Here is a 23066-nt window from a genome sequence, read left to right as displayed (position 1 = left end):
ACGATCGTGTCCCCGGGCGTGGTGTAGCTGGCGGTGGGTGACCGCGTTCGCCGGCATGGGCCGGATCGGTCAGCTGGCGATTGCCGGGAGGCTGACGGTTGGATCATTGCTCAACGGCGCGATGGTTTCCAGCGTCATGTAGCGGGCGCGCTGGACGGCCCATTCATCGTTCTGCTCGAGCAGGATCGCACCGATGAGGCGGACGACGGCATCCTCGTTGGGGAAGATGCCGACGACCTCGGTCCGGCGCTTGATCTCGCCGTTGAGACGCTCGATCGGGTTGGTCGAGTGCAGCTTGGCGCGATGCTGCGGCGGGAACGTCATGTAGGCGAGCACGTCGGTCTCGGCCTCGTCCAGGAAGCCGGCAAGCTTGGGCAGCTTGGGGCGGAGCTGGTCGGCAACCTTGCGCCACTGCGCCCTCGCGGCTTCGGCATCGTCCTGGGCGAACGCGGTGGCGATGAAGGCGGAGACGACGCGCCGGCCGCTCTTGCCGGCATGCGCCAGCGCATTGCGCATGAAGTGCACGCGGCAGCGCTGCCAGGTGGCGTTGAGCACCTTGGCAACGGTGGCCTTGATGCCCTCGTGGGCGTCGGAGACCACCAGCTTGACGCCGCGCAGGCCGCGCCGTGCCAGCTTGCGCAGGAACGCGGTCCAGAATGTCTCGGCCTCGGAGGGACCGACGTCCATGCCGAGAACTTCGCGTCGGCCATCGCTGTTGACGCCGACCGCGACGATCACCGCGACCGAGACGATGCGCCCGTTCTGGCGCACCTTCACGTAGGTGGCGTCGATCCACAGATAAGGCCAGTCGCCCTCGATCGGACGGGTGAGGAAGGCCTTCACCTTGTCGTCGATCTCGCCGCACAGCCGGCTCACTTGGCTCTTCGAGATGCCGCTCATGCCCATGGCGTGCACGAGGTCGTCCACCGAGCGGGTCGAGACGCCCTGCACGTAGGCTTCCTGCACCACGGCGGTGAGCGCCTTCTCGGCCATGCGGCGCGGCTCCAGGAAGCCGGGGAAGTAGGTGCCTTTGCGCAACTTGGGAATCCGCAGCTCGACCGCGCCGGCCCGGGTCTCCCAGACCCGGTCGCGGTAGCCGTTGCGCTGAACCAGACGTTCGGGGCTCTTCTCGCCGTAGGCCGCCCCGGTCTGGCCCTCGACCTCCAGCTCCATCAGGCGCTGGGCGGCAAAGCCGATCATCTCGCGCAACAGATCGGCATCGGGGGACTTCTCTACGAGCGCGCGCAGGTTCATCATGTCGTCGGTCATCGGTGGTTCCTCGAATCAGGTTGGCTGTCGCAATCCAAACCTTACCGACGAATCATCGATGACCACCCGCAAAGCCGCTCGCTCGCTACGGCGCTTATCGGGCGCGCTTCGCGTGCGGCTTTGCTAATCAGCTACACCACTCCTTGGGACACGATCGACGAAACTCCGCTTCATGCTGTCGCGGCTGCCTGTTTTCAGCTACAAATACCCGCTTTCATTCCGATGATTTTGCAGTATCCGAAATTGCCATGGGAGAGCGTTTTATGTCCAAGGGGAATTGCCTGATTGTTCGTGCCGCTGGAAAACAACTTGACCTGTTACGGGGTGAAGCCTTCCGCATCGCGCAAGGCGCTAAGGTCGGTTGGTGGACCGAGCGCGCCGACATCGGCACGAAGTTCTGCTTCGAAGATTCTAAATCGAAAGAGAGATTCGCAATCACCTGCGACAGCCTCGGCATTGCCTGCCGGGACAGCTAGCGGGTGCTTGTTCTAATTAGGACACCCACAGATTAAATTTAGGAAACTCGATCATTTGAGACTACCGGACTGAATCCCGAGCGAGACGCTGTCAATCGGCGCGCCGCGTTGAGTATGGTGCGTCGGGCGGTCTCGGTGCGTCTCGGTCCAGCCCCGGAGATGCCCGGGGTCGTTCGTACCGGCGCAGGGGAATTAGGACACGAGATGTCGCCGGACTTCGCCCACCTGCATGTTCAATGAAGCTGTCAGGTCCGCATCCAACTCCCGTTCAACGAGGCTCGCTGCCCAGCCTTCGGGAATGGCGTCGAGCACTCGATCCACAGCGGCGCCTCGCTGCGTCGCTGCTAGCCAGAGCTGGCATTTTCCACTGTCGGTTGTGACCCGAACCAAATAAACCCGTTGCATCCCGTATAAGTAACAAACCGGGCGTACGTTTCTAGAGCTGAGCTTATTCCGGAGGCTGAAGGCCGGGCGACTTCAGCGAATCGCTAATGTGCGCGCCGGTTTCCGCAATGCTGGCTCTTTTGAGAAGAGCTTCCCGCTCTGGCCCGGCGGGCAACTGGCTGGCCTGCTCTTTGAGCCGAGCGGCCTGTTCGGCCATCCTCTCTTCAAGGGAACGTGTTTGCTTCACTCGACGGCGGTGCAGGATCATCGCGAGCCTCTTGGACCGTTATCGATGACACTCCTAACAGAGCGACGTACAAACAGTTCCGAGAATGAACCAGGGGAGAATGCCTTTCAATCTGAACGGTCCGCCGACTGAGGCGGCGTACTCTTTAGGCCGCCGGGATGCCAAAGGCCGATCAGCGCTCAGCCTCCGCACTCTCCGGCGCTGGTCAGGAACCGGCGGCAGGCGACGCCATTTGGTATCCGCTGGCTCGCCGCCGAGCCGGCGGAGCGGCCCCGGCCATGCCCCCCAAGCCTTGCGAGCCGGGGCCGCCTTTCCGTCTTTCGTCCTGGATGCCGACGAAGCCCAACCGGAATTATTGCATCGCCATCATCAGGAGGGTGACGAGCGCGACGGCCGTCACACCCCAAGTCAGCGTGAGTATCATCCAGGGCCGCATGACCCGCCTCGCTCGTTCCCTCGCGCCCACAGGGAACGGAACGCAGGTGCAGCGTACGCTGCTTGAGATAGATCAAGGAGGAGCACCCAACCGAGGGACTTACTCTTCAGGCGGCTCGGGACGCCAGACGACCGGCGCCGGCGCTCTCAACAATTCCTCGGAGCGCGCCAGCGCATCGCGTGATCGGCGCAGCATGTCCTGCGTCATGTCCTCTTTGACGCGGTGCCTTTCAATGCGGGCTTTGATGTAATCGCGCAGCCAACGGTCGGGCGGCAACATGCGGCCTCTCCCAGGCGCTAACCCAGGAGAGGAACTCAAGTTCAGCCCGCCGGTTCCGAGTCGCCCCAGATAATCCTGCCGCACTGGCATTTATAAACCCGAATAGTCCCCCTTTCTTGGGATCGAGCATGGAGGCCATCAGGCGCGGAGTCACGGAGCAAGCCCGGGAGGAAGGCCGCATAGGTCGAGCAACACTGCTTGGGTCTTCCAGGACTCACCACCATTCTGAGTACCCCCCTCGTTACGTGCAAAAGTGTACAAAGCTGAAATCACATAAGCTAACGGAACGTGCGGGACCGCATGCTCATTTCGTGTCGCCTCTAGTCAGAGCTTCCAAGCGATCTAGTTGACCCGCGACGCCCGCGAAGCTTCTGGCGATATTCCTCAATAGAAAAGCTTCGTCTTCAGAAATGTTGGGGGCCGCGGACCGTGTCTTGTAATACCGTGCGATGTCCTTGCATTGGGCAGCAGTAATCATGAGAGCTCCAAAATAGACAATCGTTAATAGAGAATTTCGAGCACACTACCGATGATAAAGCCATATCTATAAGGGTGGTTTATCGTCGCGTCGCTGAAAACTTGGAAACCGCTTCCTCAAGAAACTAAAGTAGCGGCCCCGGCCTGGGTCTTTCTTGAAGGGAGGCGAACCGGGGCCGCCTTCCGCCTAGTAGGCGGAATGGTACTCTGCACACGGGGTGCTTAGACGGTCATTAAAGCAAGTGAATTGATCCACGGCGCATTGACGATGACATGCACCACTTGTGACGGTTTCCGCTGGGTCTGCGAAAACCACCCCGACCGCCCATGGGAGGGGCCGCGGGCGTGCAACCGCGGCGGCGCCGGCGCACCCTGCCCGGCCTGCAACGTCCCCGCGGAAGGCGAAGTGCCGCAGATGCCGGAAGGGTTCCGGGTCGACGTCGACAAGGACGGATGGCGGCACTGACGCTTTCGGGTTCGCAATCGGCCAGGCCGGTGACTATCTCTCGGCCATGTTTCAATCGTTTGAATTCTGCCTGCCCACGGCCGCCAAGGCCGTGCCCGACGGCCCCGAGTGGATCCACGAAGTCAAATATGACGGCTATCGCCTGCGCGTCGAGCGCCAGGGCAAGACGGTACGCCTGCTCACCCGCAACGGCCACGACTGGACCAGGCGCTATCCCTGGATCGTCCAGGCCGCGCTGAAGAACCGTGAGCAGCACTTCGTCATCGACGGCGAGGCCGTTCTGCTCGGCGTCGACGGCGTGTCCGACTTCAACGCGCTGCACTCACGACAACACGACGAGGAGGTGCAGCTCTACGCCTTCGACCTCTTAGCCATGGGCGGCGAGGATCTAAGGAAGCTGCCGCTGTCGATGTGTCAAGCGACGTCCGGATTTGACCCCGCAGCGACATGAGGAAGTGACCCCCTTGTTGTTTGCAGGACTGTAGCAAGCCGCTCGCGAAGCGCGCCCGTCATAGCGCTGTAGCGAGCGAGCGGCTTGCTTCACGACTTCTTCTCCGATTTGGCTTCTGGTGCAGCGGGCTTCTGCAGCAGTCCGCTGCGGCGCTTCTCCTTCAAGCGATAGCTGTCGCCGCGGATCGTGATGACGTGACTGTGGTGCAGCAGACGATCAAGGATCGCGGTGGCAACCACGGGGTCGCTGAAGACCGAGCCCCACTCGCCGACACTGCGGTTGCTGGTCAGCAGGATCGCGCCTCTCTCATAGCGACGGCTAACGAGCTGGAAGAACAGATGCGCGGCATTGGGTTCAAAGGGCAAAATACCCGAGCTCGTCGATGATCAAGAGCTTTGGCTTGGCAAATTGCGCGAGTCGCTCCTCGAGCCGCCCTTCGCCGTGACCTTTAGCAAGCTGCGCAACGACAGTCGTGGCTGCGACGAACTGAACGGAATGCCCAGCCAGGATCGCTTCGCGACCAAGAGCGACCGCAAGATGCGTCTTGCCAACGCCAGGTGGCCCAAGCAGCAGCACGTTCTCGCCATTGGCAATCCAGCGGGCGCTCGCAAGCTCGCGTATCTGCTTGGGGTCCAGCGAGGGCTGGGCCGAGAAGTCGAAGCCCGACAGATCGCGAACGAACGGGAAGCGAGCAAGTTTGAACGTCATCTCGACGCGCCGCTCATCCTTGCGGGCGATCTCGCGCTCGCACAGCAGCACCAGGGTCTCGCGTAGGCTCAGCTCTTGCCGGCCGGCCTCATCCAACAGCCCATCCAGCTGGTCGCGGACAGCCGTCAGCTTCAGGCGCGTCAGCATATCGCTAAGGCGGTCGGGGACAATGGCTCGCATCAGAAGCCCCCTCCCACAATCGCTTCGTACTCGCCGAGCGGCCGCAGCAGCGTCGGCGACGGCGGCGCGACAGGCGATAACGCGAGATCGCCAGCACGACTCGGTTTAAAGCCAGTCAGGCCCTCAAAGTGTTTAGGGTCGACGACGCGACGGCGACGGCCGACACAGATCGGATGAGCGGCCACCTCATGGATCCCGTGGTGGATGCACACCACGCCATCGGCGATCGTCGCTCTCACCGTCTCGCCGATCAGCCGCCATGGCACAGAGTAGGCATTGCCATCGATCTCGACCGCGCAGTCGGCCTGCACGCGACGGATCAGTTCACGTGCGACCTGGAAGGGCGGCCTCCCGGCGATGGGCTTCAGCGCAGGCGCCTCAGCGCGCCTGAAGCGCTCAATCGGTACTTCGCCCGTCGTGCCATGCTGGCGTAGGTCGGCGATCTCCCGCGTCCAAGCCTCAAGGTGCGCCTCAAAGGCCTCCCAGCTCGGGAAGGTGCGGCCGGCGACCGCATTCCGCTTGACGTAGCCGACGCCATTCTCGGTCTTGCCCTTGGTGCGGGCTCGATATGGCGCGCAGGCCCGTGGCCGGAAGCCCCAGTGCTTGGCAAACGCGGTCAGCTTGTCATTAAACACGACGGTGCGCGTCGCGGCATCGTGTTCCACGACCAGCGCACGCGCATTGTCGAACAGCACCTCCTCGGGCACGCCGCCAAACTTCACGAAGGAGCTTTCCAAGCCATCGAACCAGCTCTCTTGCCGTTCGTTGCGGAATGCCCTGACATGGTGCCGGCGCGAGTAGCCCAACGTGGCGACGAACAGGTAGGCGCGAACCTTGCTACCGCCGATCTCGACCAGCCGCTCGCCAAAATCGATCTGCAGCTGTTTGCCGGGCGGTGTCTCGAACCGCACCGTCGCACGCGCCTCGGCCGCAAGCTCCTGGCGATAGCGCTGGACGGCCCGCTCGACCGTGCGCAGGCTGACGATGATGCCTTTCTCGGCTGCCAGCTCCTGGCGGATCACGTCGGCATTGCCGTGGTGCTGCCGTAGGCGCTCCTTGAGCCAGATCTCCTGGCCATCGAGTGCCTTTTTGCGGTGCGGCTGCCGATACGGCGTCCAGCCGCCGGCCGCCACGTAGTCCTTCACCGTGTTGCGGCTAATCCCGAGCTCCCGGGCAATCCGTTTACTACCCCACCCCAGCTCGTTGAGCCGGAGTATCGCCGAAACCTCGTCCGGCTCCAGCATGGCCTCCCTCCGCGGATCTTTGAACCGCAGAGGACCTGAACTGAGTCGCTGCATAAAACCCCCGTTCTGACCGTGTTGCGAGGGGGGCAATTCCTCGTGTCGTCAGGGGGTCAATTTTCCACGTCGCCCGACACGATGCGCAAGACCAATTTGTCGCGGCTGTTGCGCGGCCGGCCGGACGGTATGTTTGTCGCGCCGTTTGAGACCGGTGCGATCGGGCCAGAGCTTTTTCGTGCGGCGGTGCGGATGGGTCTCGAAGGCATCGTCTCGAAGCGACGCGATCGGCGCTATGCCGCGGGCCGCACCAAGGAGTGGGTGAAGGTGAAGAACCGTATCCATCCGGCGATGACGCGGGTGATGGAGTCGTTCTGATGCCTGCGCCAAACAGGCGCAAGTACCCCATCTCGTGTCAGCTCTCCGCTCGGAAGCCGACACTGCAGCGCACGGGGCGGAGGTCGGCCTCGGGCCAAAGGCGGACATTAGCCGCTCACTCGATCACCTCGTCAGCGCGGGCGAGCAGCCCCGGCGGCACCCCGACGCCAAGCGCTTTCGCAGTTTTGAGATTGATCACCAGCTCCAGCTTGTGAGGCAACTCGACCGGGAGCTCGGCTGGCATCTTTCCCTTGAGTATCCTATCCACAAAATCAGCGGTGTGGCGCCAATTGGCAAGCAAATCGATGCCGTAGCTGATCAAGCCTCCTGCTTCGGTGTGTTGGCGCAGACCATACACAGCGGGCAATCGTAACTCTGCTAAAACCTCGGCAATCTGGAGCCGTTGGTTCACAAACAGCGGATCGGTAGGTATAATCGCGATATCGATTTTATCGTTGGCGAGCTGCTGAAGCGTCGGGTTGATTTGATCGATTGTGGCGGCCTCACTGATCACAAGCTCTACGTGCAAAGCGGCGGCGACCTTTTCTATGTCGGGCAGTTGCACTGGACTGGAGGCCGAATGCGCGTTGATGAGCACCCCAGCCTTCTTGATTCTGGGAAGTAGCTCGGTGGCAATTTGAAGCTGTTTGCCCAATAGCGTGTCGAGCGAGATCAATATTCCAGTCAAGTTCCCACCGGGACGGGCGTAACTCGCAACGAGCCCTTTCTGCACGGGTTCAATCAACGCCACTGCAACGATCGGGACAGTCGTCGTCGCATTTTTGGCGGCGACGGCGGCGGTGGTGTTAGCAGCCACGAGGATGTTTGGCTTGAGTCCAACCAGTTCTATCGTAAGCGTAGCGCCGAGGCCCTTTGGATTGTTTGTACGGAGTCTTGAGAGCACCGCTAGAAGAGTCATCTTCTGCAAGGGTGCTCATAATGGACGACCAATCTGACGACATAAGACGACCGTTGTCACCACGTATCGAAGTGTATGCTGGTGCAGGTCGCAAGCGCTGGCCGGACGATTTGAAGGCGCAGATTGCCGCCGAAAGCCTCGAGCCGGGTGCGGTTGTCACGGATGTCGCCCGTCGTCATGGCTGCCGGCCCCAGCAGGTGCATGACTGGCGGCGCCGGGCGCGGTTGGGCCAGTTGGTGCTTCCGGCGTCGGCGGACACGCTGTCGTTCGTGCCGGTGGTATCGGAATCGGCGTTGCCGGCGACCGCAGAACCGTCCGGGTCGCCGGAAGCCGCCGTTGTGACGGTCGAGTTCCAAGGGGCGCGCGTAGAGGTGCGCGGGACGCCTGGCCTTGCTGTGCTGAGTGATGTGTTCCTAGCGCTCCGACGGACACGTCCATGCTGACAATGCCCGCGAGCCTCATGATTTACGTGGCGACGCAACCTGTGGACTTCAGAAAAGGTGCGGAGGGCTTGGCGCTGTTGGCGAAGGAGACGCTGGGCCATGACCCGATGAAGGGCGTAGCGGTGGTGTTCCGTGCGAAGCGCGCCGATCGGGTGAAGATTGTCGTCTGGGATGGCAGCGGCCTTGTGATGTATTGGAAGCGGCTCGATGGCAGCGGCTTCAAATGGCCTCCCATCGTGGCCGGCGTGATGCGGATGAATGCCGCCCAGTTGTCGGCGCTTCTGGCCGGCATGGATTGGACACGCATGCACGCGCCTCGAATCCCGCAGCCGAAAGCGCTTGCGTAAAAATACAAATCTTCGCTGCATCACGGCGCGAAGCATGGCAAGCTCGGGCCATGAGTGATTTGCCCGATGAGCTGCCGAGCGATCCAGCCGAGTTGCGTGTCTTTGCCGCGGCTCTGCTGGATCGCTGCGCCAGGCTCGAGCGGTTACTCAAGCTTGCGAAAGATGCGCAGTTCGGTCGATCCTCGGAAAAGCTGGACGCTGATCAGCTGCAGCTTGTTCTGGAGGACATCGAAGAGGCCGTCGCGGCCCTCGAAGCCACCGAGGATCGCGCCAATCCCAGAGTTTGCGAGAAGAGGACGGCCGAGCGCAGAACCAACCGTGGTCAGCTGCCGGAGCATTTGCCGCGCATCGTGGAAACCCTGATGCCGGCCGAGACCTGTTGCCCGTCTTGCGCGGGCGACCTCTTTGAGATTGGTCGGGATGAGAGCCAGAGGCTGGACGTCGTTCCGGCGCAGTATCGCGTCATCGTCACCCGCCGGCCTAAGCTCGCCTGCCGCGCCTGTCACGGCGTCGTCCTCCAGTATGCTGCTCCCGAGCGACTGATCAGGGGAGGATTGCCCACCGAGCGGCTGGTCGCGCATGTGATCGACGCGAAGTATCATTGGCATTTGCCGCTTTACCGCCAGGCGCAGATGCTGGCGACGCACGGAATAGCGCTGGACCGTTCCACGCTCGCCTTCTGGGTCGGCTATGCCGCCCAGGAACTGAAGCCGTTGTGGCATCGGCTGCGCCAGCTTCTGCTCGCCTCCTCGAAACTCTGCGTCGATGAGACCCCGGCGCCGGTGTTGGACCCGGGCCGCGGCAGAACGAAAACCGGCTACTTCTGGGCGCTGTCGCGCGACGACAGGCCCTGGGCCGGGCCTGATCCACCTGGAGTGGTCTATGCCTATGCACCGGGCCGCGGCGCCGTTCATGGCTTGCGGCTGCTTGAGGGCTATCGCGGCATCATCCATTGCGACGGCTATCAGGCCTACAAGACCATGACCCGAGAGACGCGTGCGGACGCCCTGTCCGGGACGCTCGCCTTCTGCTGGTCGCATCTGCGGCGGCAGTTTGTGAAGATCGAACGGGAGGTGGCGCCAGCGCCAGCTCCGGTTGCCCGCGAGGCTCTCGAGCGTATCGCCCAGCTTTATGCGATCGAGAAGGCTCTCCGCGGCCGATCTGCGGACGAGCGCCACGCCGGCAGGCAGGCGCATGCCAGGCCTCTGGCTGCAGCCTTGAAGCAGTGGTTTGAGGCCAAGCTTGATCACCTTGCACAGAAGAGCGACACGGCGAAGGCTTTGCGCTATGCGCTGCGGCATTGGAACGGCCTGACGCTATACCTTGATGACGGGCGCATCGAGATGGATACCAATGCGGTCGAGCGAGCGATGCGGCCGATCAAGCTCAACGCCAAGAACTCCCTTTTTGCCGGCTGCGACGAGGGCGCCGAGAATTGGGCAGTTCTGGCTTCGTTAATCGAGACCTGTAAGCTCAATGGCGTCAGTGCCGAGCACTGGCTCGCTGATGTTCTCGCGAAGCTCGTTAATGGCTGGCCTGCGGCGCGACTGGACGAACTGCTTCCCTGGGCATCGACCTATACGATGCATGCGCTCGATCCGAGACTGGCAGCATGAGCCTTAACACGACCGTCGTCCGGATCAGGGTAACCCTCAAGGACGTGAAACCGGAGGTGATGCGGTGTCTTGTCGTACCGATCACTTTACGTCTTGACCGGCTGCATCTGACGCTTCAGGCGGCGTTTGGCTGGACGAATAGCCATCTCTTCGAGTTCCTAGCCGGCGGCGGCCGTTGGGGTATCCCTGATCCCGATGGAGATTTTGACCCTCAGCCCATCGATGCCCGCAAGACGCGGCTCTCCAATATCGTTCAAGAGACCGGCGCCAAGACGATCCATTATCTCTACGACTTCGGCGACAGCTGGGATCACGTGATCAAGCTTGAAAAGTGGTTCGACAACACGACAACGGAAGGACTTCCCCTCTTGCTCGAGGCCGCCGGCCGTTGTCCTCCGGAAGATGTCGGTGGTGCGTCAGGCTATGCCGAATACCTCGACGCCATCAGCGAGCCCACCCATCCGGAGCACGAACAAATGCGCCTCTGGGGCCCCGAGCAGTTCGATCCCAACGTCATCGACCGCAAGGCGCTTGAGGCGGCGGTCAACGCATTGTCCGACATATGGAAGCCGCGACGACGCGCTACGCGGACAAAGTAGGCGTCAAGCATCAATCAAAAGGGCCGCAGAGCTACGCTTACGTTCTATCGCCAGCGCTGGTAAGCGCGACAAGTCTCCGTCTGCGAAACGGACCGAAAGTTCGTAATCCCGGCCTTCAACGTGCCCGAGCACCTCCATTTGCTTCGTAAAGGCTTTGAGGAGGGACGAAACGAATATTGGTGATGTCCCAGCCAAAACAGCGATCAGGGGACGCGACACACGTGCCTCTCCCGAGGTCGTGAGCGAGCAGACAAGCACCCCGGGCAAACCGATGAAATCGCGCCGCCGCATCTCCCCACCGAGATCGCAAAAAGGGGCATCGCAGGTTAACACACGGGACATCGGCCAGCTAGCGGCCCATTGTCCGTTCCGGGTCAAAAGCGGCGGTCGGGGCAGGTCCCGCCCCGCGTTTGGTCTTCTGCTAACAGCAGACGGTCCGAACCGGCTCAGCCTCCTTCAGCTCAGGGCCAACTGCAGACGTGATTTGATCTTGCCTACAATTAACGGGCGAAGCGGAAACACCACGCCTTTTTGGTGCGCATCCGACGAGGAGTTGCGCAGAATTTCGATCCGCAATTTGGCTCAATTGAGCTTCTTGCCAAGTCTCTCGATTATCGCCTTCAGGTCGTTCACGTAGTCCTCAAGGTTCTGCCGAATCTCTTGGAGACGCGGCGGCTTGGTTTCCGTTTCTTTCTTAGGCTGGCGGGGCTCTTCGTCAATCATGGCGCAGAACATCAACGAGCCGGTCGGGCACTCTTGATTTAAATCAAGGGAAATGATGCGCCTAAGGGAGGTCAATTGCTTAGATCGGTGCCAAGAGCCGCCGCGCGGGAGCCACTTGAATAACATTCACGCGGCAGGCGAACGGTGTGGCATTGCCATGGTCCACCCAGGGGCAGATGTCGACAGCGGTCAAGGCTAGTGTCCTTCACCAGACTAAGGTAGAGTGTCACAATCGCATCTACTTGAGGTTCATACCGCACCAGTATGGGATTGGGGATCTCTATGTTTGCAAACCTCAGTACCGACCCGAATAAAAAGCCTCGACTTGTTGGCGAGCTCGGTGACCTGTCTCATGCAAAAGTCAGTTCAGGCGAGTTCAAATATAACAAGGGCACCGAGATTTTCGGAGAAGCGGAGCCTGCGGACTATATCTATCAGGTGATTGAAGGCGCGGTTCGGACCCACAAGCTGTTATCTGACGGTCGCCGCCTGATTGGGGCGTTTCACTTGCCTGGCGATATCTTCGGTCTCGACAACGGCGATTTCCATCGGTTCACAGCCGAAGCCATCGTCGACACCACGGTTCGCCTTGTTAAACGCCAAAGCCTGGAACGCGTGGCCAAGACCGACCCTGGACTGATTCGGAGCCTCCTGACCATGACAACGGCCAATCTTCGGCACGTCGAGAATCACATACTCCTTTTGGGGTGCACCACTGCGCGAGAACGCGTGGCAGCGTTTCTTCTCGAGATGAATGGCCGCCTGACATCAGCAGGTGTCATCGGCCTTCCAATGAGCCGCCGTGATATTGCGGACTATCTTGGCCTCACCTTGGAGACGGTGTCACGTATGTTTGGTGCATTGAAGCGGAAGGGTTACCTGAAGTTCTTGGATGACCCAAGGCAACGCCAAATCGTCATCCTGAATGCCGATGACCTGGCAAAACTAGACGCCCCGCGCAAGCACAGGCGGTTAAAACGGAAACATACCCCTTCCGTCGCCTAAGCGCTTTACCACGAACCGCGCCAATGATGCGTTGTGCTCAAGTAGCGACGTCCGTCTAGGGTCCTAAGCTGACGATGGGACCGAACGGGCAATTTCTGCTTTATGGCCGATAGCCGACGTTTATGAGGCCACGCCCTAGACAATGAACCCGGGCACGCTCGCACCATCGCGCGCCGAGCGCCCGGCGGATCTCGCTTGCGCAGCTCGGCGATCGCGCAGGCGATAGCGAGCATCAGCAGCCGCGTCGCGCGGATCGCTGCGGATGAAGACCACCTCACAAATCGAGTCCGTGACAATCGAATGCGCCGGCGATGACCGAGAATTTGCGAACCCAGTTGTAGCCGTTTCGCGTGTAGGCGCGGCGGTCATCTCCATTGATGCGGAGCTGGATGCGGGAGCCATCGTATTTGACTTCATGAATCCACTGTGCCCCCGAAGGCGCCTTCATCTTCAGGGTTGCGAGCTGAGGCGCAATAAACCCCGGCATCGGAGGAATCCCCTGCTCTTTTACCGGTGCCTTGGTACGCTTTTGCCACTCACGCAACTCACAAAAAGCCCACCGTCAATTGGGGCCAACGGCGGGCAGTCTACCTACCTCAATCAATGAGTCACGAACGCAAAATCGCAGCCGGAGTTCCTGCGCGTTCTCAGATACAACCGCAATCGCGTTTTCCGGTTGTATCTTCGAGGTCAACGAGAACGCCAGACGAACGGCAAGAGAACGCGGTGTGATAGAGTGTCCAATTATTTGGATGTTCACGCAAGGGACCTCGGACGTATCTCAATTGCAGCACCAGTCTGTTCTACCTTTGCAAGCAGACATCGCGGCGACGAAGACCGAGGTCCGCGAAGGGCCATTTCGGAATGACGTGCACTCGACGGCGGGGCGCTGGCTAGCACAACATCGGCAAATCAGCGTGCGGTGGCCACAGCGATCTCCCGCAGCGGATTCGCCTGACCGCACCGCTATTACCATCATTCGTTTTCGCGGCCGCCGCGAGCAAGTGTCGCCGCCTGCTGCAAGGCAATGCGACGGACGAGCGGGTCGGCATGACGATGCAACAGCTGCCATTCAGAACCGTCATTGCGATAGACTTCGGTGACGCGTAGCGACCAATCCTGATTGGGCAAGCCGCCAACCTCGGCTTGTTGTCGCTCCACCATGACGAGAACGATGAACCTACCCGACGCGTAAGTCTGCGCGACTTCCAGGCTGGTTTCGCCGCTCCTGAAAAACCGAGCTAACTCCGCCAATCGCGAAGGGCTGGCATCGAACCCGTGGCTGGCCTCGCCACCAAACGGCTGCATCAGCGTGAAGTCCGGCGCGAGACGGGCAAGACTGAACCAGCGATCCATGTCGCCGCGCATGAAGGCCGCGTTCTTCTCGGCGGCGCGTTTTATAAGTTGGGTCACCTCGTCGCCGGCGGCCGCCGGCCCGAGCGAAAGCTCGGCCGCCGACAGCGGTACGGCAGCGACTGCCGTGATTGCCGCCCGCCGCGATAGTGTGCTTGGCGCCTCGCTGTTTCGTTGAGGCATTTGCGCGTCTCCCTGTTGAGCTACTTTAGCAATGACGCCTTGTCGTACCTGAAGCCAGTGATATGATTTCACCGATATGCTGAACCATATTTCTCTATCGAGGATGGATCTGAATCTGCTCGTGCTCTTCCAGACTGTCCTGGAGGAGGGTCATGTCGGGCGCGCAGCGGGCCGGCTGAACCTTACGCCATCCGCCGTGAGCCACTCGCTCGGACGGCTGCGACATCTTTTGAATGACCCGCTGTTCTTGCGGACGCCGAAGGGCGTCGTACCGACAGCACGCGCGCTGGAACTTGGGGAGCCAGTGGCTGACATCCTGGCGCGCGTGGGACGCGTGATCGCGTCGGCTGTCCCCTTCGACGCGGCAACGAGCAGTCGCCGTTTCGTGATTGGCGCACCTGACGCGATCTTGGCGTCGCTGATGGTCCCATTACTGGAGCGCCTCAGCAGGAAGGCCCCCCGCGTCGACATAAGCCTCATCCACCTGATGCCCGTGCGGCACGTCGGCTCCGAGGAGCATCCCTGGCAGGCGAGCCTCCAGAAGCTGGAAAGGCGCGAGATCGACATCGCGATGCTGCCCTTGCGTGTGGTGCCGGCCCGCTTCGAGGCGCGGAAGCTCTATGAGGAGGATTTCGTGGTCGCGATGCGCAAGGGCCACGTGTTCGCCCGCACACCGACGCTCCCAGCATTCTGCAGCGCTCATCACCTCCTCGTATCGCTCGACGGCAGTCCACACGGCTTCGTCGATGAACTGTTGGCAAAGCGCGGGCTGCAACGCCGCATTGCCCTGACCGTACCGACGTTCATGATGGCGCTTTCCCACCTTTCAAGCTCCGATCTGATCGCGGCGTTGCCGCGCCGGCTCGTGGAGCGACACGCACCCCGCTTCGCCCTGGCTGCCGTCGAACTTCCTCTCAAGCGCAAGTCCGATCTGATCCAGGCCGTCGCGACCAAGGCCGCAATAATGGATGCCGGCATTGGGTGGTTGATGCAGCAAATCGGCGAAGGCGGCGGAGTCACACTTAAAATATCTCGCTGATATCTAAAGACGCGTCTCTTCGCTCGATCTGCTACCGGATCTGCTCGGTCCACTCTTTGAGCTTCTTTCTCTCGGCAATCACGCGGGCGGCGGGTTCGAGGAGGTCATCTTGCATCGCTGCAACTTCAGGGCAGCAAAAAGCCCGCAGGAGGCGCAGGCTTGAGCTTCTGTCTGATTACCGGTTGCCTGAGCCAATGGGTTGCTCCGGCGAGCCCGCCCCTGATCCTGTGGTGCCGATTGGCTTGCCGTTCGCTGTGTGGCCCACGCCAACCCCGGGCGCACCCACAGCGCCAGCGCCTGCGGCGCTGTCCGGCGCGGCGGTGTTGGTTCCGTGTGTCGCTGCCTTTTGCTCCGCAGCGACTGTGCCACCCGGCGAAGCCTGCTTGGCCGTCGGTGTGGGCGATTGCGGAGCTTGCGTCGAAGAAGAGCTCTGACCGTTATTCTGGTTACCATTTGAAGCCGCTGGTGCGGTGCCTTGCCCGATCGGATTAGAGAAAGGTGCGCTGCCCGGATTGGTGGGCGTAGCTGTATTTCCTCCGGTCATGCCAGCAGCAGTTCCAGCGCTCGAGGTTCCTGCTGCGCCCGAGCTTGCCCCGCCGCTTCCAGAAGCGCCGCCGGACGCGGCTCCGCCCCCACCGCCTCCGGCGCCACCGCCGCCCCCTCCACCACCGCCTTGTGCCATGACCGGGGAGGCCGCGAGGATCAGAGTGAGGGCAAAAATAGATATGCGATTCATGACCTTCTCCATGTGAAATGGCCAACCGCTGGGGAGAAACGTTGGTTCCTAGCCGTCCGCTCTCTCAGGGACATGCTCGTCTCAGGGGGCCGCCGGCTTCGCGCTCCAAACAGTGGGCATCTCCGTGCCCGCGTCGAACTGTTCGCTTGCTATCTGCTCGATTGTCGCTCGGTGCCTCTTAAACGTGCCGGCTAAGTCGTTTGGATCGGTACCGTCCGCGATCGCGCGATCACGCAAAGCGGACCAGTCGACCCTGCAGGCGATGCGGTCGTCGCCGTTGAACATCGCGAACAGGATGGCTTCAGGTGCTGCCTGCTCGAACTCGCCGGAGGGGTCGGGTGAAAGGGGCAACTCGGAACTCGCGCTCACGACGTCAGGCTGATTTCGATCGAGGCCGAGACCGTCAGGACGCGAGCACTCTGCGTCCTCACGATGACCGACATCGGCCCCATCTCTGCGTGGATTTCGCTTTTGGTCCGGATGGCTTCAGCGAGTGCTCTCAGGGCAGCGCCACGGGCGGCGGCCAGGTTTGGTAGATCCTCGCCGGCATCATCAATGGTGAGACCGAGGTCGTCGTGGAAATCGAAAAAGTAGCGCGGCATGCCCGTCAGAACGCTGAAAGATGCCGCTCGTTCCTCTCGCGCTACCTACCCCAGCGAGGCGCTCGCGAGATAGTAGTTGATGAACCAAAAAGTCCCGTAGAGGCTGGCACCGAGCAGCAGAAGAAGCCCGATACCCATCAACAACCACTCTCGTTTTGAGAAAAGATCGAAGTCCCACATGAGGCGCACCACCTTAGTCACAGAACCCGTCACCTCTCACTAGGTTCTATTCACTCCCTCAGTGACAGTGCATCTACCGAACGGCGGCTTTTCCACAATGGGTCACGATCGGGATCCCGGACTTACCGGAGCTTGGCCTCCTCATAGCCCAAAAGCGGGCGCTCGGATTTTATTGAGTGCACGCCCGTACTCGGGGCTACCAGTGCCGTGCTTTGAACCGGAGGACAACAGAATCAGTTTTCGTGGCCTTTAGGATTTTTGATTAGCTTTGTCCCCCCGCGCCCTGCCCAAGCCCTCGCTATTGTGCGTGACAAGAGCCTTTGGGACGGCGTTTAAAAGGTCTCCCTCCGGTGAGGGCCATCTTGCCGGGTTAAGACGGGTGCTGTGTAACAGCTCTTATGGACAGCAATAAGTTCAGTGCTCAGGTTGAACGGTTCGAGGTTGTCGAGACTGGCCGTCGCCGTCGCTGGACCGATGATGAGAAACTCAAGATTGTTTTGGAGAGTTTGCAGGCTCCGCGCGCGGTCTCGTCGACAGCACGTCGATACGGCATCTCGCGCTCGCTCCTGTTGACTTGGCGACGATCCTTCGGGACGCGGACGAGCGAACAAACTCAGCCAGCCTTTGTGCCGGCGATGGTGATGCCGGACCCACCGTCGGCGCCGTCAGTAGCTTTGGCGGGGCCAGCGGGCGGACGCATGGAGATTGTCGTCGGCAAGGCCTGTCGCGTGATCGTGGACGCCGGCGTTGATATGACCGCGTTGTCTCGCGTGTTGGATCTGCTGGAGCGGCGATGATCCCGATCGCAGCAGGGGCGAGGATCTGGATCGCAACCGGTCACACGGACATGCGCAAGGGCATGCAGGGTCTGGCATTGCTGGTGCAGGAGGGCCTCGGGCGAGATCCTTTTGCCGGCGACGTCTTTGTGTTCCGTGGTCGTGCCGGCACACTGATCAAGGCGCTTTGGCACGACGGGGTCGGGCTATCGCTCTACGCCAAGCGACTGGACCGTGGCCGCTTTATCTCCTATGGCCTTTGTCAACCGTTTTGAACACAGCTTTCCGACCGCTCCTTTGGGGACGGGGATATTTTGATGCATACGATCCGCATAGGTGAGGACGCCGAGTGTTCTCGACGATCGCTCAAACTCCTATGCGGGGATTGGTTACCCCATGATGACGGTGCGTCGGAGGGCTGCCTCGCTCTGGCCACGGACGTAGGCGACACGGCTGTCCAAGATGAACTCGAGGATTCCCTCTCCGCGCTCGGCGTCCTCGCTGATGCGGATCGTAGGATGCTGGTCGATCACACGCCTAGCGGGACGCGCTGGCCGATTGACCAAATGAAGCCGAGCAGCTCCCGCGCAACTGCAGCGGTCGCGACAACTGAGCGTTTCCCGCGCGCGGTTAACTTCCGATAGGTCTTGTGTAGACGTAGCTGGGCCTTCCAGGCCAGAGCAGCGATATCTTGTGAAACCGGCGGGCAACGCTCTTTCATCCACTGCCCGACCTTCGGCGTCGTTCGATAACTCCAGGCGGCTTCACATAGCACCGCCCGTGCAATCGAGCTGCCGGCCTTGGTAATACCGCGCGGCCTTACCGTCCCGCCGCTGCTGTGCTCACCGGGAGCGAGGCCGAAGTAGGCAACGAGCTGGCGCGGATGAGCGAACCGGGAGAAGTCTCCGACCTCAGCGAGCACAGTGGCAGCGACGATTGGACCGACGCCTTTCAATGCTTGCAGAGCCTGCATCTGCTTGGCCCACGGAGAGTCGGTGATCACTTCTCGGATTTGCTGCTCGATTCCTGCCTTGCGGGCCTCATTATGCTCGAGCGCGTTGAGGTAGGTCTGGAACGCAATCTGTTGTGCCGGATGAGCGAACGTTCTGTTGCAGAGCCACATCCGGTGTCGGCGACTCCAGGCCTTACCTTCGAAGCGCAAGTCGCAACGGAGCATGAACGACTGGATGCGGATGCGGTCCCGGCGGACATCTTGACCGGCTGCGTGTCGCGCCCGTATCAGGTCGCGGAGCGCTTCATGAAGCGCGTCCGGCACCCAGACATAGCTGAGCTCACCGGCCCGGTGCAGACGAGCGAGAGCGATAGCGTCGCGCCGGTCATTCTTGATCCGATCGCCCGGCTTTCGTGGCGTCAACGAAGGGGCGCACACTCTGCAGATCATCCCCATCGCCGAGAGTTGACGTTGAACGTTGTAGCCGCAAGACCCAGCCTCGTAGACGAATTCGATGACACCGTGTCGCCGCGCCAGACTCCGAGCGAGCTTTCCGATTGCTGCCGGTTCGTTCATGATCGTGCCGACATGCCGAACCTCACCGGCTCGTCCAGCGTCCGCCACCGCGACAGAAATTGTCTCCTTGTGTACGTCGAGACCAACGAAGGCACAAACCCCTTGCATTGCATTCTCCTTCCTTGCCGGGTCCATCCCCGGGGGACGCGCAGGATGCGATCCCGAGCAGGAAAAGGCCATGTCATCTGGCCGGCGACGGTGGACGGCGTGGTGTCGCTGACGGCAGCTCAGATGGGCTATTTGCTGGAGGCGATCGACTGGCGCAACCCCCAACATAGTTGGCGGCCGCAGAGCGCAGGATAAGCAGCGCAATAGTCCCGTGAGATTGCAAAAAGGTCGCGCCAAATCGCGGCTTTTGTGATTCCATCGGTGCATGGGTGATGGTCCCGAAAATCTGCCGGAAGATATAAAGGCGCTGCAGGCGGCGTTACTGGCCACGCGGGCCGAACTTGCCAGCGTTCGCGCCCAGCAGTCCGACGACCAGGCGCTGAACGTGCACCTGAAGCTGCAGATCCAAAAGCTGAACCGCGATCGTCATGGCCCTCGCTCGGAGCGTACCGCAAGGCTGCTGGATCAGCTCGAACTGACGTTGGAGGAGCTCGAGGCTTCTGCGACTGAGGACGAACTCGCTGCCGAAATGGCCGCGGCCAAGACGACGAAGGTGGCCTCGTTCACGCGCAAGCGGCCGTCGCGCCAGCCGTTCCCGGACCATCTCTCTCGCGAGCGGGTGCTTGTGCCGGGACCGACGTCGTGCATCTGCTGCGGCGGTTTGCGGCTGTCCAAGCTTGGCGAGGACATCACCGAGACGCTGGAGGTGATCCCGAAATCCTGGAAGGTGATCCAGCACGTCCGGGAAAAGTTCAGCTGCCGTGATTGCGAGAAGATCAGCCAGGCCCCCGCGCCCTTCCACGTCATCGCCCGTGGTTGGGCCGGCCCCAGCTTGCTGGCGATGGTACTGTTCGAGAAGTTCGGCCAGCACCAGCCGCTGAACCGGCAGGCCGAACGCTATGCCAAGGAAGGCGTGCCGATCAGTCTGTCGACCCTCGCGGACCAGGTTGGTGGCTGCACAGTTGCGCTGACGCCCTTGTTCCGGCGCCTCGAGGCCCATGTGCTGAGGGCCGAGCGATTGCACGGGGATGACACGACGGTGCCAGTCCTGGCCAAAGGCAAGACCGACACCGGCCGCATCTGGGTCTATGTGCGCGACGACAAGCCTTTTGGTGGGCAGGCCCCGCCGGGGGCAGTGTTTTATTACTCACGCGATCGCGCCGGCGAGCATCCCCAGGCCCATCTGGCCGGCTATAGCGGCATCTTCCAGGCCGATGCCTATGGTGGCTACGGCAAGCTTTACGAGGCGGGCCGCAACGCAGGTCCGATCCTGGAAGCCGCGTGCTGGGTCCATGCCCGACGGCCGTTCTTCGTGATGGCTGATCTGGCAGAGAATGCGCGCCGCAAAGTGCAGGGCAAAAAGCCGGCGGTGATCTCGCCTCTGGCGCTGGAAGCAGTGCGCCGGATCGATGCCCTGTTCGAGATCGAGCGCGGCATCAACGGCGAGACGCCCCAGGGGCGCCGGGCCGTACGCCAGGAGCTCAGCGCCCCACTGGTCGCTGATTTGCAAACCTGGATGCGTGAGCAACGCGCCAAGCTCTCACGGCGCAACGATGTCGCCAAGGCAATGGACTACATGCTCAAGCGCTGGAGCGCGTTCACCCGCTTCCTCAAAGATGGCCGGATCTGCCTGTCGAACAACGCCGCCGAACGAGCCCTGCGCGGCATCGCCCTGGGGCGGAAGTCTTGGCTGTTCTGTGGCTCCGACCGCGGCGGCGACCGTGCCGCGATGATGTACAGCCTGATCGTCACAGCCAAAATGAACGATGTGGATCCACAAGCCTGGCTCGCCGATGTCCTGGCGCGCATCGCTGCACATCCGGTCCAACGGCTCGACGAACTTCTGCCCTGGAATTGGCGCGACCGGAACAAGCATACCAATCAGGCTGCCTGAGTGACCGCTACGCGGTCCTCACCGGATGCTTACTTTAAAAGTAGTGCATGCGTACCGGCATCTACATCGGACCGAAAAGCGGCACAATCCACGGTCAGGCCGAGAAGAAAGTAATCACGGAATATCAGTCTGGCTCCGAGGCCCGATGCCGTACGGCTTGTTGAGGAAGAACTCACGGTTGCCCAGCGCGGCCTCGGCGTATTGATCGATCGCGACCTGGATGGCGAGGACGTGGTCGCGACACCAGCCCTCACGGGTACCGAGCCTTCGAACAAGCTCCAATGCCTTGATGTATTCGGGTGGGTTTTCCCAGTCCGAGAAATACTGCGGGTGAACCCTCACCATTTCCGCCCCCCGAGTACCCGCGGCTTGATCTCGCGCAGTTCAGCCTTCTTCTTCTCATCCCGTTGGGCACAGAGTTCATCCACCTTCGCTTGCATCCGCGCAAGGAGGGCTTCGGCCGATGCCGTTCCTATCCCGGCCCGCTGGAGCTGGAGAATTTCCTTACGCTGACGGCTGATCTGCGCGCGCATGCGCTCGATCTCCGAGCGGATGAATTCGAGTGTGGGCATGGTCTAACCTGGGATTTTGCCCAATAGAACGAAACAAGAACTCAGAGTCAAGGTCCACGCAAAAACGCCGCCCGCTTAAATGACCGCAGGCGGCGGCTTTCCAGCCCCGAGAGGGTATCTTGCAAAATCTCGGCAGGCTGGAGGTAAGCACGATCTGTACCGAAGCTTTGTGACCGCTCAGACCGGCAGATTGTCCGTCATTCCAGGGGCACCTCGCCCAACTCCCTGCGTTCGGCAAGAAGCTGCTTCTCGGCCTCGTACCAAAATGTATCCATCTGTCCCGCGGGCTCTCCGGCCTGTGTCCAAAGATGGTACGCCCGAACGCGGATTTCTTCTTCGCTTAGACCAGCCATGACATCCTCCCTTTTGAAGACAAACGAGCTGGAACGCCCGAGTTCCTGTCATGCGGCAATGAGAGCGCTCTCTCCACCTCGAGGGGCCGGAAGATCAGGCTGCACGGCGCTTCTTTCGCGAGCCCGCCGGCCTCGCCTTTTCGCGCGTGACTTTTGACACACGTGCGACGCAGCTGGGCGCCGAACCGGTCGACGTCGTAGGCGAGCTTCTCGCTGGGCGACATCGTGGCCGGATCGATGCCGGGCAGCACCGAAGTGGCCTTCTCGACCAGCTTGGACGCGGGGATCGCGGGCGCGATGTTCGTCCCGAACAGCTTGTTGATGCCGCCGGTAACAAGGTTCTGCGCGCCGGCCGCGAGATCGAACGGTCCGGTGACGATATCGGTGAGGCCCTTGCCGACGCCTTGGGCACCGACTGTAAAGTCGCGCACCGCGCCGCCGACGCTGCTCGGCAGGATCGACGCGGGGCGCTCAACCGGCTTGGGCGGCTCGGGCGTGACATAGAGACGGCCGTTGGCCGCGGCGTTCGTCGCGCCGAGCGCGGGCGCTGCGGGGGCCGGCGGGATTAGATCGTCAAACATCCCTGTGCGCGGTGGCTGCGCAGCGAACGGATCACGATCCACGGGGACGAGTCTCGGTTGGGCCAGCTGGGGCGTATCGAACCGATCGAATGGATTGGGCCGGGCGTTTGCCGCCGGAGGTACCGCCTCAAACGGTTGCGCTGGATCGAACTTCGGCTTTTCGCCGACCACCTGAAAGGGCTGAGTCGGATCGAATGGCGGCTTTGCATCGGGAAACTGAGCCCAGGGATCGTGGTCGACCGGCACGAGCGTTGGTTTGCGATCGAGCGTGAAGCCAGGCGGGAGTGGCGGCAGCGCGGCGGGCGGGTCGAGTGAGTAGCCAGGCGGAAGCGGCGGAATCGGCTGCGGCGCCGGCACAGAGCCTCTGTCACTCAGCATCGGTAAGTGACGATCAGAAGACGACATGTCTCGCAATAACGGTGCGCGCGAAAGCGAGCTCAACGCGCGCTGGATGTCTGCTTGTGTGAAGTCATCAGGAAACTCGTGGGGACGCCCTTCGAATTCAATGAGCTGTGGCATC

Annotated in this window: 27 protein-coding genes and 3 pseudogenes; 13 read left to right on the top strand and 17 right to left on the bottom strand. The window is 61.5% G+C overall.

Annotated features, from left to right (window positions below):
* Nucleotides 1-69: 69 nt before the first annotated feature.
* On the bottom strand, nucleotides 70-1269 hold the full coding sequence (locus tag QA642_RS22825; RefSeq protein ID WP_283086604.1) for an IS256 family transposase: 1200 nt from the start codon (nucleotides 1267-1269) through the stop codon (nucleotides 70-72).
* A gap of 263 nt (nucleotides 1270-1532) precedes the next feature.
* Here QA642_RS22825 and QA642_RS22820 point away from each other — a divergent pair, with 263 nt between their 5' ends.
* Nucleotides 1533-1745, top strand: a complete 213-nt coding sequence (locus QA642_RS22820) for a hypothetical protein (protein ID WP_283086603.1) — start codon at nucleotides 1533-1535, stop codon at nucleotides 1743-1745.
* A gap of 448 nt (nucleotides 1746-2193) precedes the next feature.
* Here the strand turns inward: QA642_RS22820 and QA642_RS22815 are convergent, their stop codons facing one another.
* Entirely contained in the window at nucleotides 2194-2397 is a 204-nt protein-coding gene (locus QA642_RS22815) for a hypothetical protein (protein WP_349253864.1), read from the bottom strand.
* Nucleotides 2398-2911: 514 nt separating this feature from the next.
* Complete coding sequence (locus QA642_RS22810) at nucleotides 2912-3091, bottom strand: hypothetical protein (protein ID WP_283086602.1); 180 nt, start codon at nucleotides 3089-3091, stop codon at nucleotides 2912-2914.
* A 989-nt stretch (nucleotides 3092-4080) separates the two neighbouring features.
* Between QA642_RS22810 and QA642_RS22805 the strand changes: the two are divergent.
* Nucleotides 4081-4446 (top strand): annotated as a pseudogene (locus QA642_RS22805) (DNA ligase); the annotation flags it as partial.
* 128 nt (nucleotides 4447-4574) lie between these two features.
* On the opposite strand, the pseudogene istB reads toward QA642_RS22805, so the two are convergent.
* Both istB and istA read right to left on the bottom strand, forming a co-directional pair.
* A pseudogene (gene istB, locus QA642_RS22800) lies at nucleotides 4575-5373 on the bottom strand (IS21-like element helper ATPase IstB).
* Nucleotides 5373-6671, bottom strand: coding sequence for an IS21 family transposase (gene istA / locus QA642_RS22795; RefSeq protein WP_283085078.1), 1299 nt, complete (start codon nucleotides 6669-6671; stop codon nucleotides 5373-5375). Before istA ends, istB begins: the two are co-directional and overlap by 1 nt.
* Nucleotides 6672-6752: 81 nt before the next feature.
* Between istA and QA642_RS22790 the strand changes: the two genes are divergently transcribed.
* A complete protein-coding gene (locus QA642_RS22790) occupies nucleotides 6753-6989 on the top strand; it encodes a hypothetical protein (RefSeq protein ID WP_349253863.1) in 237 nt (78 codons plus the stop codon).
* Between the two features lie 115 nt (nucleotides 6990-7104).
* On the opposite strand, the gene QA642_RS22785 is transcribed toward QA642_RS22790, so the two are convergent.
* The gene (locus QA642_RS22785; protein ID WP_283086952.1) at nucleotides 7105-7908 is read right to left on the bottom strand and encodes an ABC transporter substrate-binding protein; all 804 of its coding nucleotides are present in this window, start codon (nucleotides 7906-7908) and stop codon (nucleotides 7105-7107) included.
* A gap of 20 nt (nucleotides 7909-7928) precedes the next feature.
* Between QA642_RS22785 and QA642_RS22780 the strand changes: the two genes are divergently transcribed.
* From QA642_RS22780 to QA642_RS22765, 4 genes are read left to right on the top strand one after another with little or no spacing between them, the layout of a single operon-like run.
* On the top strand, nucleotides 7929-8351 hold the full coding sequence (locus QA642_RS22780; protein ID WP_283079831.1) for a transposase: 423 nt from the start codon (nucleotides 7929-7931) through the stop codon (nucleotides 8349-8351).
* Nucleotides 8352-8353: 2 nt separating this feature from the next.
* Nucleotides 8354-8698 carry an IS66 family insertion sequence element accessory protein TnpB gene (tnpB, locus tag QA642_RS22775; protein ID WP_271597244.1) on the top strand — a complete coding sequence of 115 codons (345 nt, stop codon included), beginning with the start codon at nucleotides 8354-8356 and terminating at the stop codon, nucleotides 8696-8698.
* A 50-nt stretch (nucleotides 8699-8748) separates the two neighbouring features.
* Nucleotides 8749-10314 carry an IS66 family transposase gene (locus QA642_RS22770; RefSeq protein ID WP_283084039.1) on the top strand — a complete coding sequence of 522 codons (1566 nt, stop codon included), beginning with the start codon at nucleotides 8749-8751 and terminating at the stop codon, nucleotides 10312-10314.
* Nucleotides 10311-10913, top strand: a complete 603-nt coding sequence (locus tag QA642_RS22765) for a plasmid pRiA4b ORF-3 family protein (RefSeq protein ID WP_283084040.1) — start codon at nucleotides 10311-10313, stop codon at nucleotides 10911-10913. The genes QA642_RS22770 and QA642_RS22765 overlap by 4 nt, the downstream gene beginning before the upstream one ends.
* 582 nt (nucleotides 10914-11495) lie before the next feature.
* Here QA642_RS22765 and QA642_RS22760 read toward each other — a convergent pair.
* Nucleotides 11496-11711: a hypothetical protein gene (locus QA642_RS22760; protein ID WP_283086601.1), complete on the bottom strand. Its 216-nt coding sequence runs from the start codon at nucleotides 11709-11711 to the stop codon at nucleotides 11496-11498.
* Nucleotides 11712-11918: 207 nt separating this feature from the next.
* Here QA642_RS22760 and QA642_RS22755 point away from each other — a divergent pair, with 207 nt between their 5' ends.
* A complete protein-coding gene (locus QA642_RS22755; RefSeq protein WP_283086600.1) occupies nucleotides 11919-12641 on the top strand; it encodes a helix-turn-helix domain-containing protein in 723 nt (240 codons plus the stop codon).
* Nucleotides 12642-12915: 274 nt separating this feature from the next.
* Here the strand turns inward: QA642_RS22755 and QA642_RS22750 are convergent, their stop codons facing one another.
* Together QA642_RS22750 and QA642_RS22745 are read right to left on the bottom strand one after the other, a co-directional pair.
* Nucleotides 12916-13185, bottom strand: coding sequence for a hypothetical protein (locus QA642_RS22750; protein ID WP_283086599.1), 270 nt, complete (start codon nucleotides 13183-13185; stop codon nucleotides 12916-12918).
* 431 nt (nucleotides 13186-13616) lie between these two features.
* Complete coding sequence (locus QA642_RS22745; protein WP_283086598.1) at nucleotides 13617-14177, bottom strand: nuclear transport factor 2 family protein; 561 nt, start codon at nucleotides 14175-14177, stop codon at nucleotides 13617-13619.
* A 76-nt stretch (nucleotides 14178-14253) separates the two neighbouring features.
* Here QA642_RS22745 and QA642_RS22740 point away from each other — a divergent pair, with 76 nt between their 5' ends.
* Nucleotides 14254-15216, top strand: coding sequence for a LysR family transcriptional regulator (locus QA642_RS22740; RefSeq protein ID WP_283086597.1), 963 nt, complete (start codon nucleotides 14254-14256; stop codon nucleotides 15214-15216).
* An 817-nt stretch (nucleotides 15217-16033) separates the two neighbouring features.
* Here QA642_RS22740 and QA642_RS22735 read toward each other — a convergent pair.
* From QA642_RS22735 to QA642_RS22725, 3 genes are read right to left on the bottom strand one after another with little or no spacing between them, the layout of a single operon-like run.
* Nucleotides 16034-16303 carry a DUF1488 family protein gene (locus tag QA642_RS22735; protein WP_283086596.1) on the bottom strand — a complete coding sequence of 90 codons (270 nt, stop codon included), beginning with the start codon at nucleotides 16301-16303 and terminating at the stop codon, nucleotides 16034-16036.
* A 14-nt stretch (nucleotides 16304-16317) separates the two neighbouring features.
* The gene (locus QA642_RS22730) at nucleotides 16318-16554 is read right to left on the bottom strand and encodes a hypothetical protein (protein ID WP_283086595.1); all 237 of its coding nucleotides are present in this window, start codon (nucleotides 16552-16554) and stop codon (nucleotides 16318-16320) included.
* 45 nt (nucleotides 16555-16599) lie between these two features.
* Nucleotides 16600-16755 carry a hypothetical protein gene (locus tag QA642_RS22725; protein ID WP_283086594.1) on the bottom strand — a complete coding sequence of 52 codons (156 nt, stop codon included), beginning with the start codon at nucleotides 16753-16755 and terminating at the stop codon, nucleotides 16600-16602.
* Between the two features lie 377 nt (nucleotides 16756-17132).
* Between QA642_RS22725 and QA642_RS22720 the strand changes: the two genes are divergently transcribed.
* Together QA642_RS22720 and tnpB (QA642_RS22715) are read left to right on the top strand one after the other, a co-directional pair.
* A complete protein-coding gene (locus QA642_RS22720) occupies nucleotides 17133-17531 on the top strand; it encodes a transposase (RefSeq protein ID WP_283079846.1) in 399 nt (132 codons plus the stop codon).
* Complete coding sequence (tnpB, locus tag QA642_RS22715; protein ID WP_283086593.1) at nucleotides 17528-17785, top strand: IS66 family insertion sequence element accessory protein TnpB; 258 nt, start codon at nucleotides 17528-17530, stop codon at nucleotides 17783-17785. The genes QA642_RS22720 and tnpB (QA642_RS22715) overlap by 4 nt, the downstream gene beginning before the upstream one ends.
* 254 nt (nucleotides 17786-18039) lie before the next feature.
* Here the strand turns inward: tnpB (QA642_RS22715) and QA642_RS22710 are convergent, their stop codons facing one another.
* The gene (locus tag QA642_RS22710; RefSeq protein WP_283086592.1) at nucleotides 18040-19146 is read right to left on the bottom strand and encodes an IS110 family transposase; all 1107 of its coding nucleotides are present in this window, start codon (nucleotides 19144-19146) and stop codon (nucleotides 18040-18042) included.
* Nucleotides 19147-19191: 45 nt separating this feature from the next.
* On the opposite strand from QA642_RS22710, the gene QA642_RS22705 reads away from it, so the two are divergent.
* Both QA642_RS22705 and QA642_RS22700 read left to right on the top strand, forming a co-directional pair.
* The gene (locus tag QA642_RS22705) at nucleotides 19192-19341 is read left to right on the top strand and encodes a hypothetical protein (RefSeq protein WP_194483008.1); all 150 of its coding nucleotides are present in this window, start codon (nucleotides 19192-19194) and stop codon (nucleotides 19339-19341) included.
* A gap of 70 nt (nucleotides 19342-19411) precedes the next feature.
* The gene (locus tag QA642_RS22700) at nucleotides 19412-21040 is read left to right on the top strand and encodes an IS66 family transposase (protein WP_283086591.1); all 1629 of its coding nucleotides are present in this window, start codon (nucleotides 19412-19414) and stop codon (nucleotides 21038-21040) included.
* Nucleotides 21041-21154: 114 nt separating this feature from the next.
* On the opposite strand, the gene QA642_RS22695 is transcribed toward QA642_RS22700, so the two are convergent.
* The 4 genes and pseudogenes from QA642_RS22695 to QA642_RS22680 form a co-directional block, all read right to left on the bottom strand.
* Nucleotides 21155-21385 (bottom strand): hypothetical protein, encoded by a 231-nt coding sequence (locus QA642_RS22695; protein ID WP_092216305.1) that lies wholly within the window; start codon nucleotides 21383-21385, stop codon nucleotides 21155-21157.
* Nucleotides 21379-21612 (bottom strand): hypothetical protein, encoded by a 234-nt coding sequence (locus QA642_RS22690; RefSeq protein ID WP_283086590.1) that lies wholly within the window; start codon nucleotides 21610-21612, stop codon nucleotides 21379-21381. Before QA642_RS22690 ends, QA642_RS22695 begins: the two co-directional genes overlap by 7 nt.
* A gap of 177 nt (nucleotides 21613-21789) precedes the next feature.
* Nucleotides 21790-21965: pseudogene (locus tag QA642_RS22685) on the bottom strand (DUF2934 domain-containing protein).
* Nucleotides 21953-23065, bottom strand: a complete 1113-nt coding sequence (locus QA642_RS22680; protein WP_283086589.1) for a hypothetical protein — start codon at nucleotides 23063-23065, stop codon at nucleotides 21953-21955. The pseudogene QA642_RS22685 and the gene QA642_RS22680 overlap by 13 nt, the downstream one beginning before the upstream one ends.
* Nucleotide 23066: the final 1 nt, after the last annotated feature.

Source organism: Bradyrhizobium sp. CB2312, from assembly GCF_029714425.1.
In the GTDB taxonomy this organism is placed as follows: domain Bacteria; phylum Pseudomonadota; class Alphaproteobacteria; order Rhizobiales; family Xanthobacteraceae; genus Bradyrhizobium.
The sequence above is the reverse complement of the archived record's forward strand: the minus strand, read 5'-3'. Positions and strand labels throughout refer to the sequence as shown.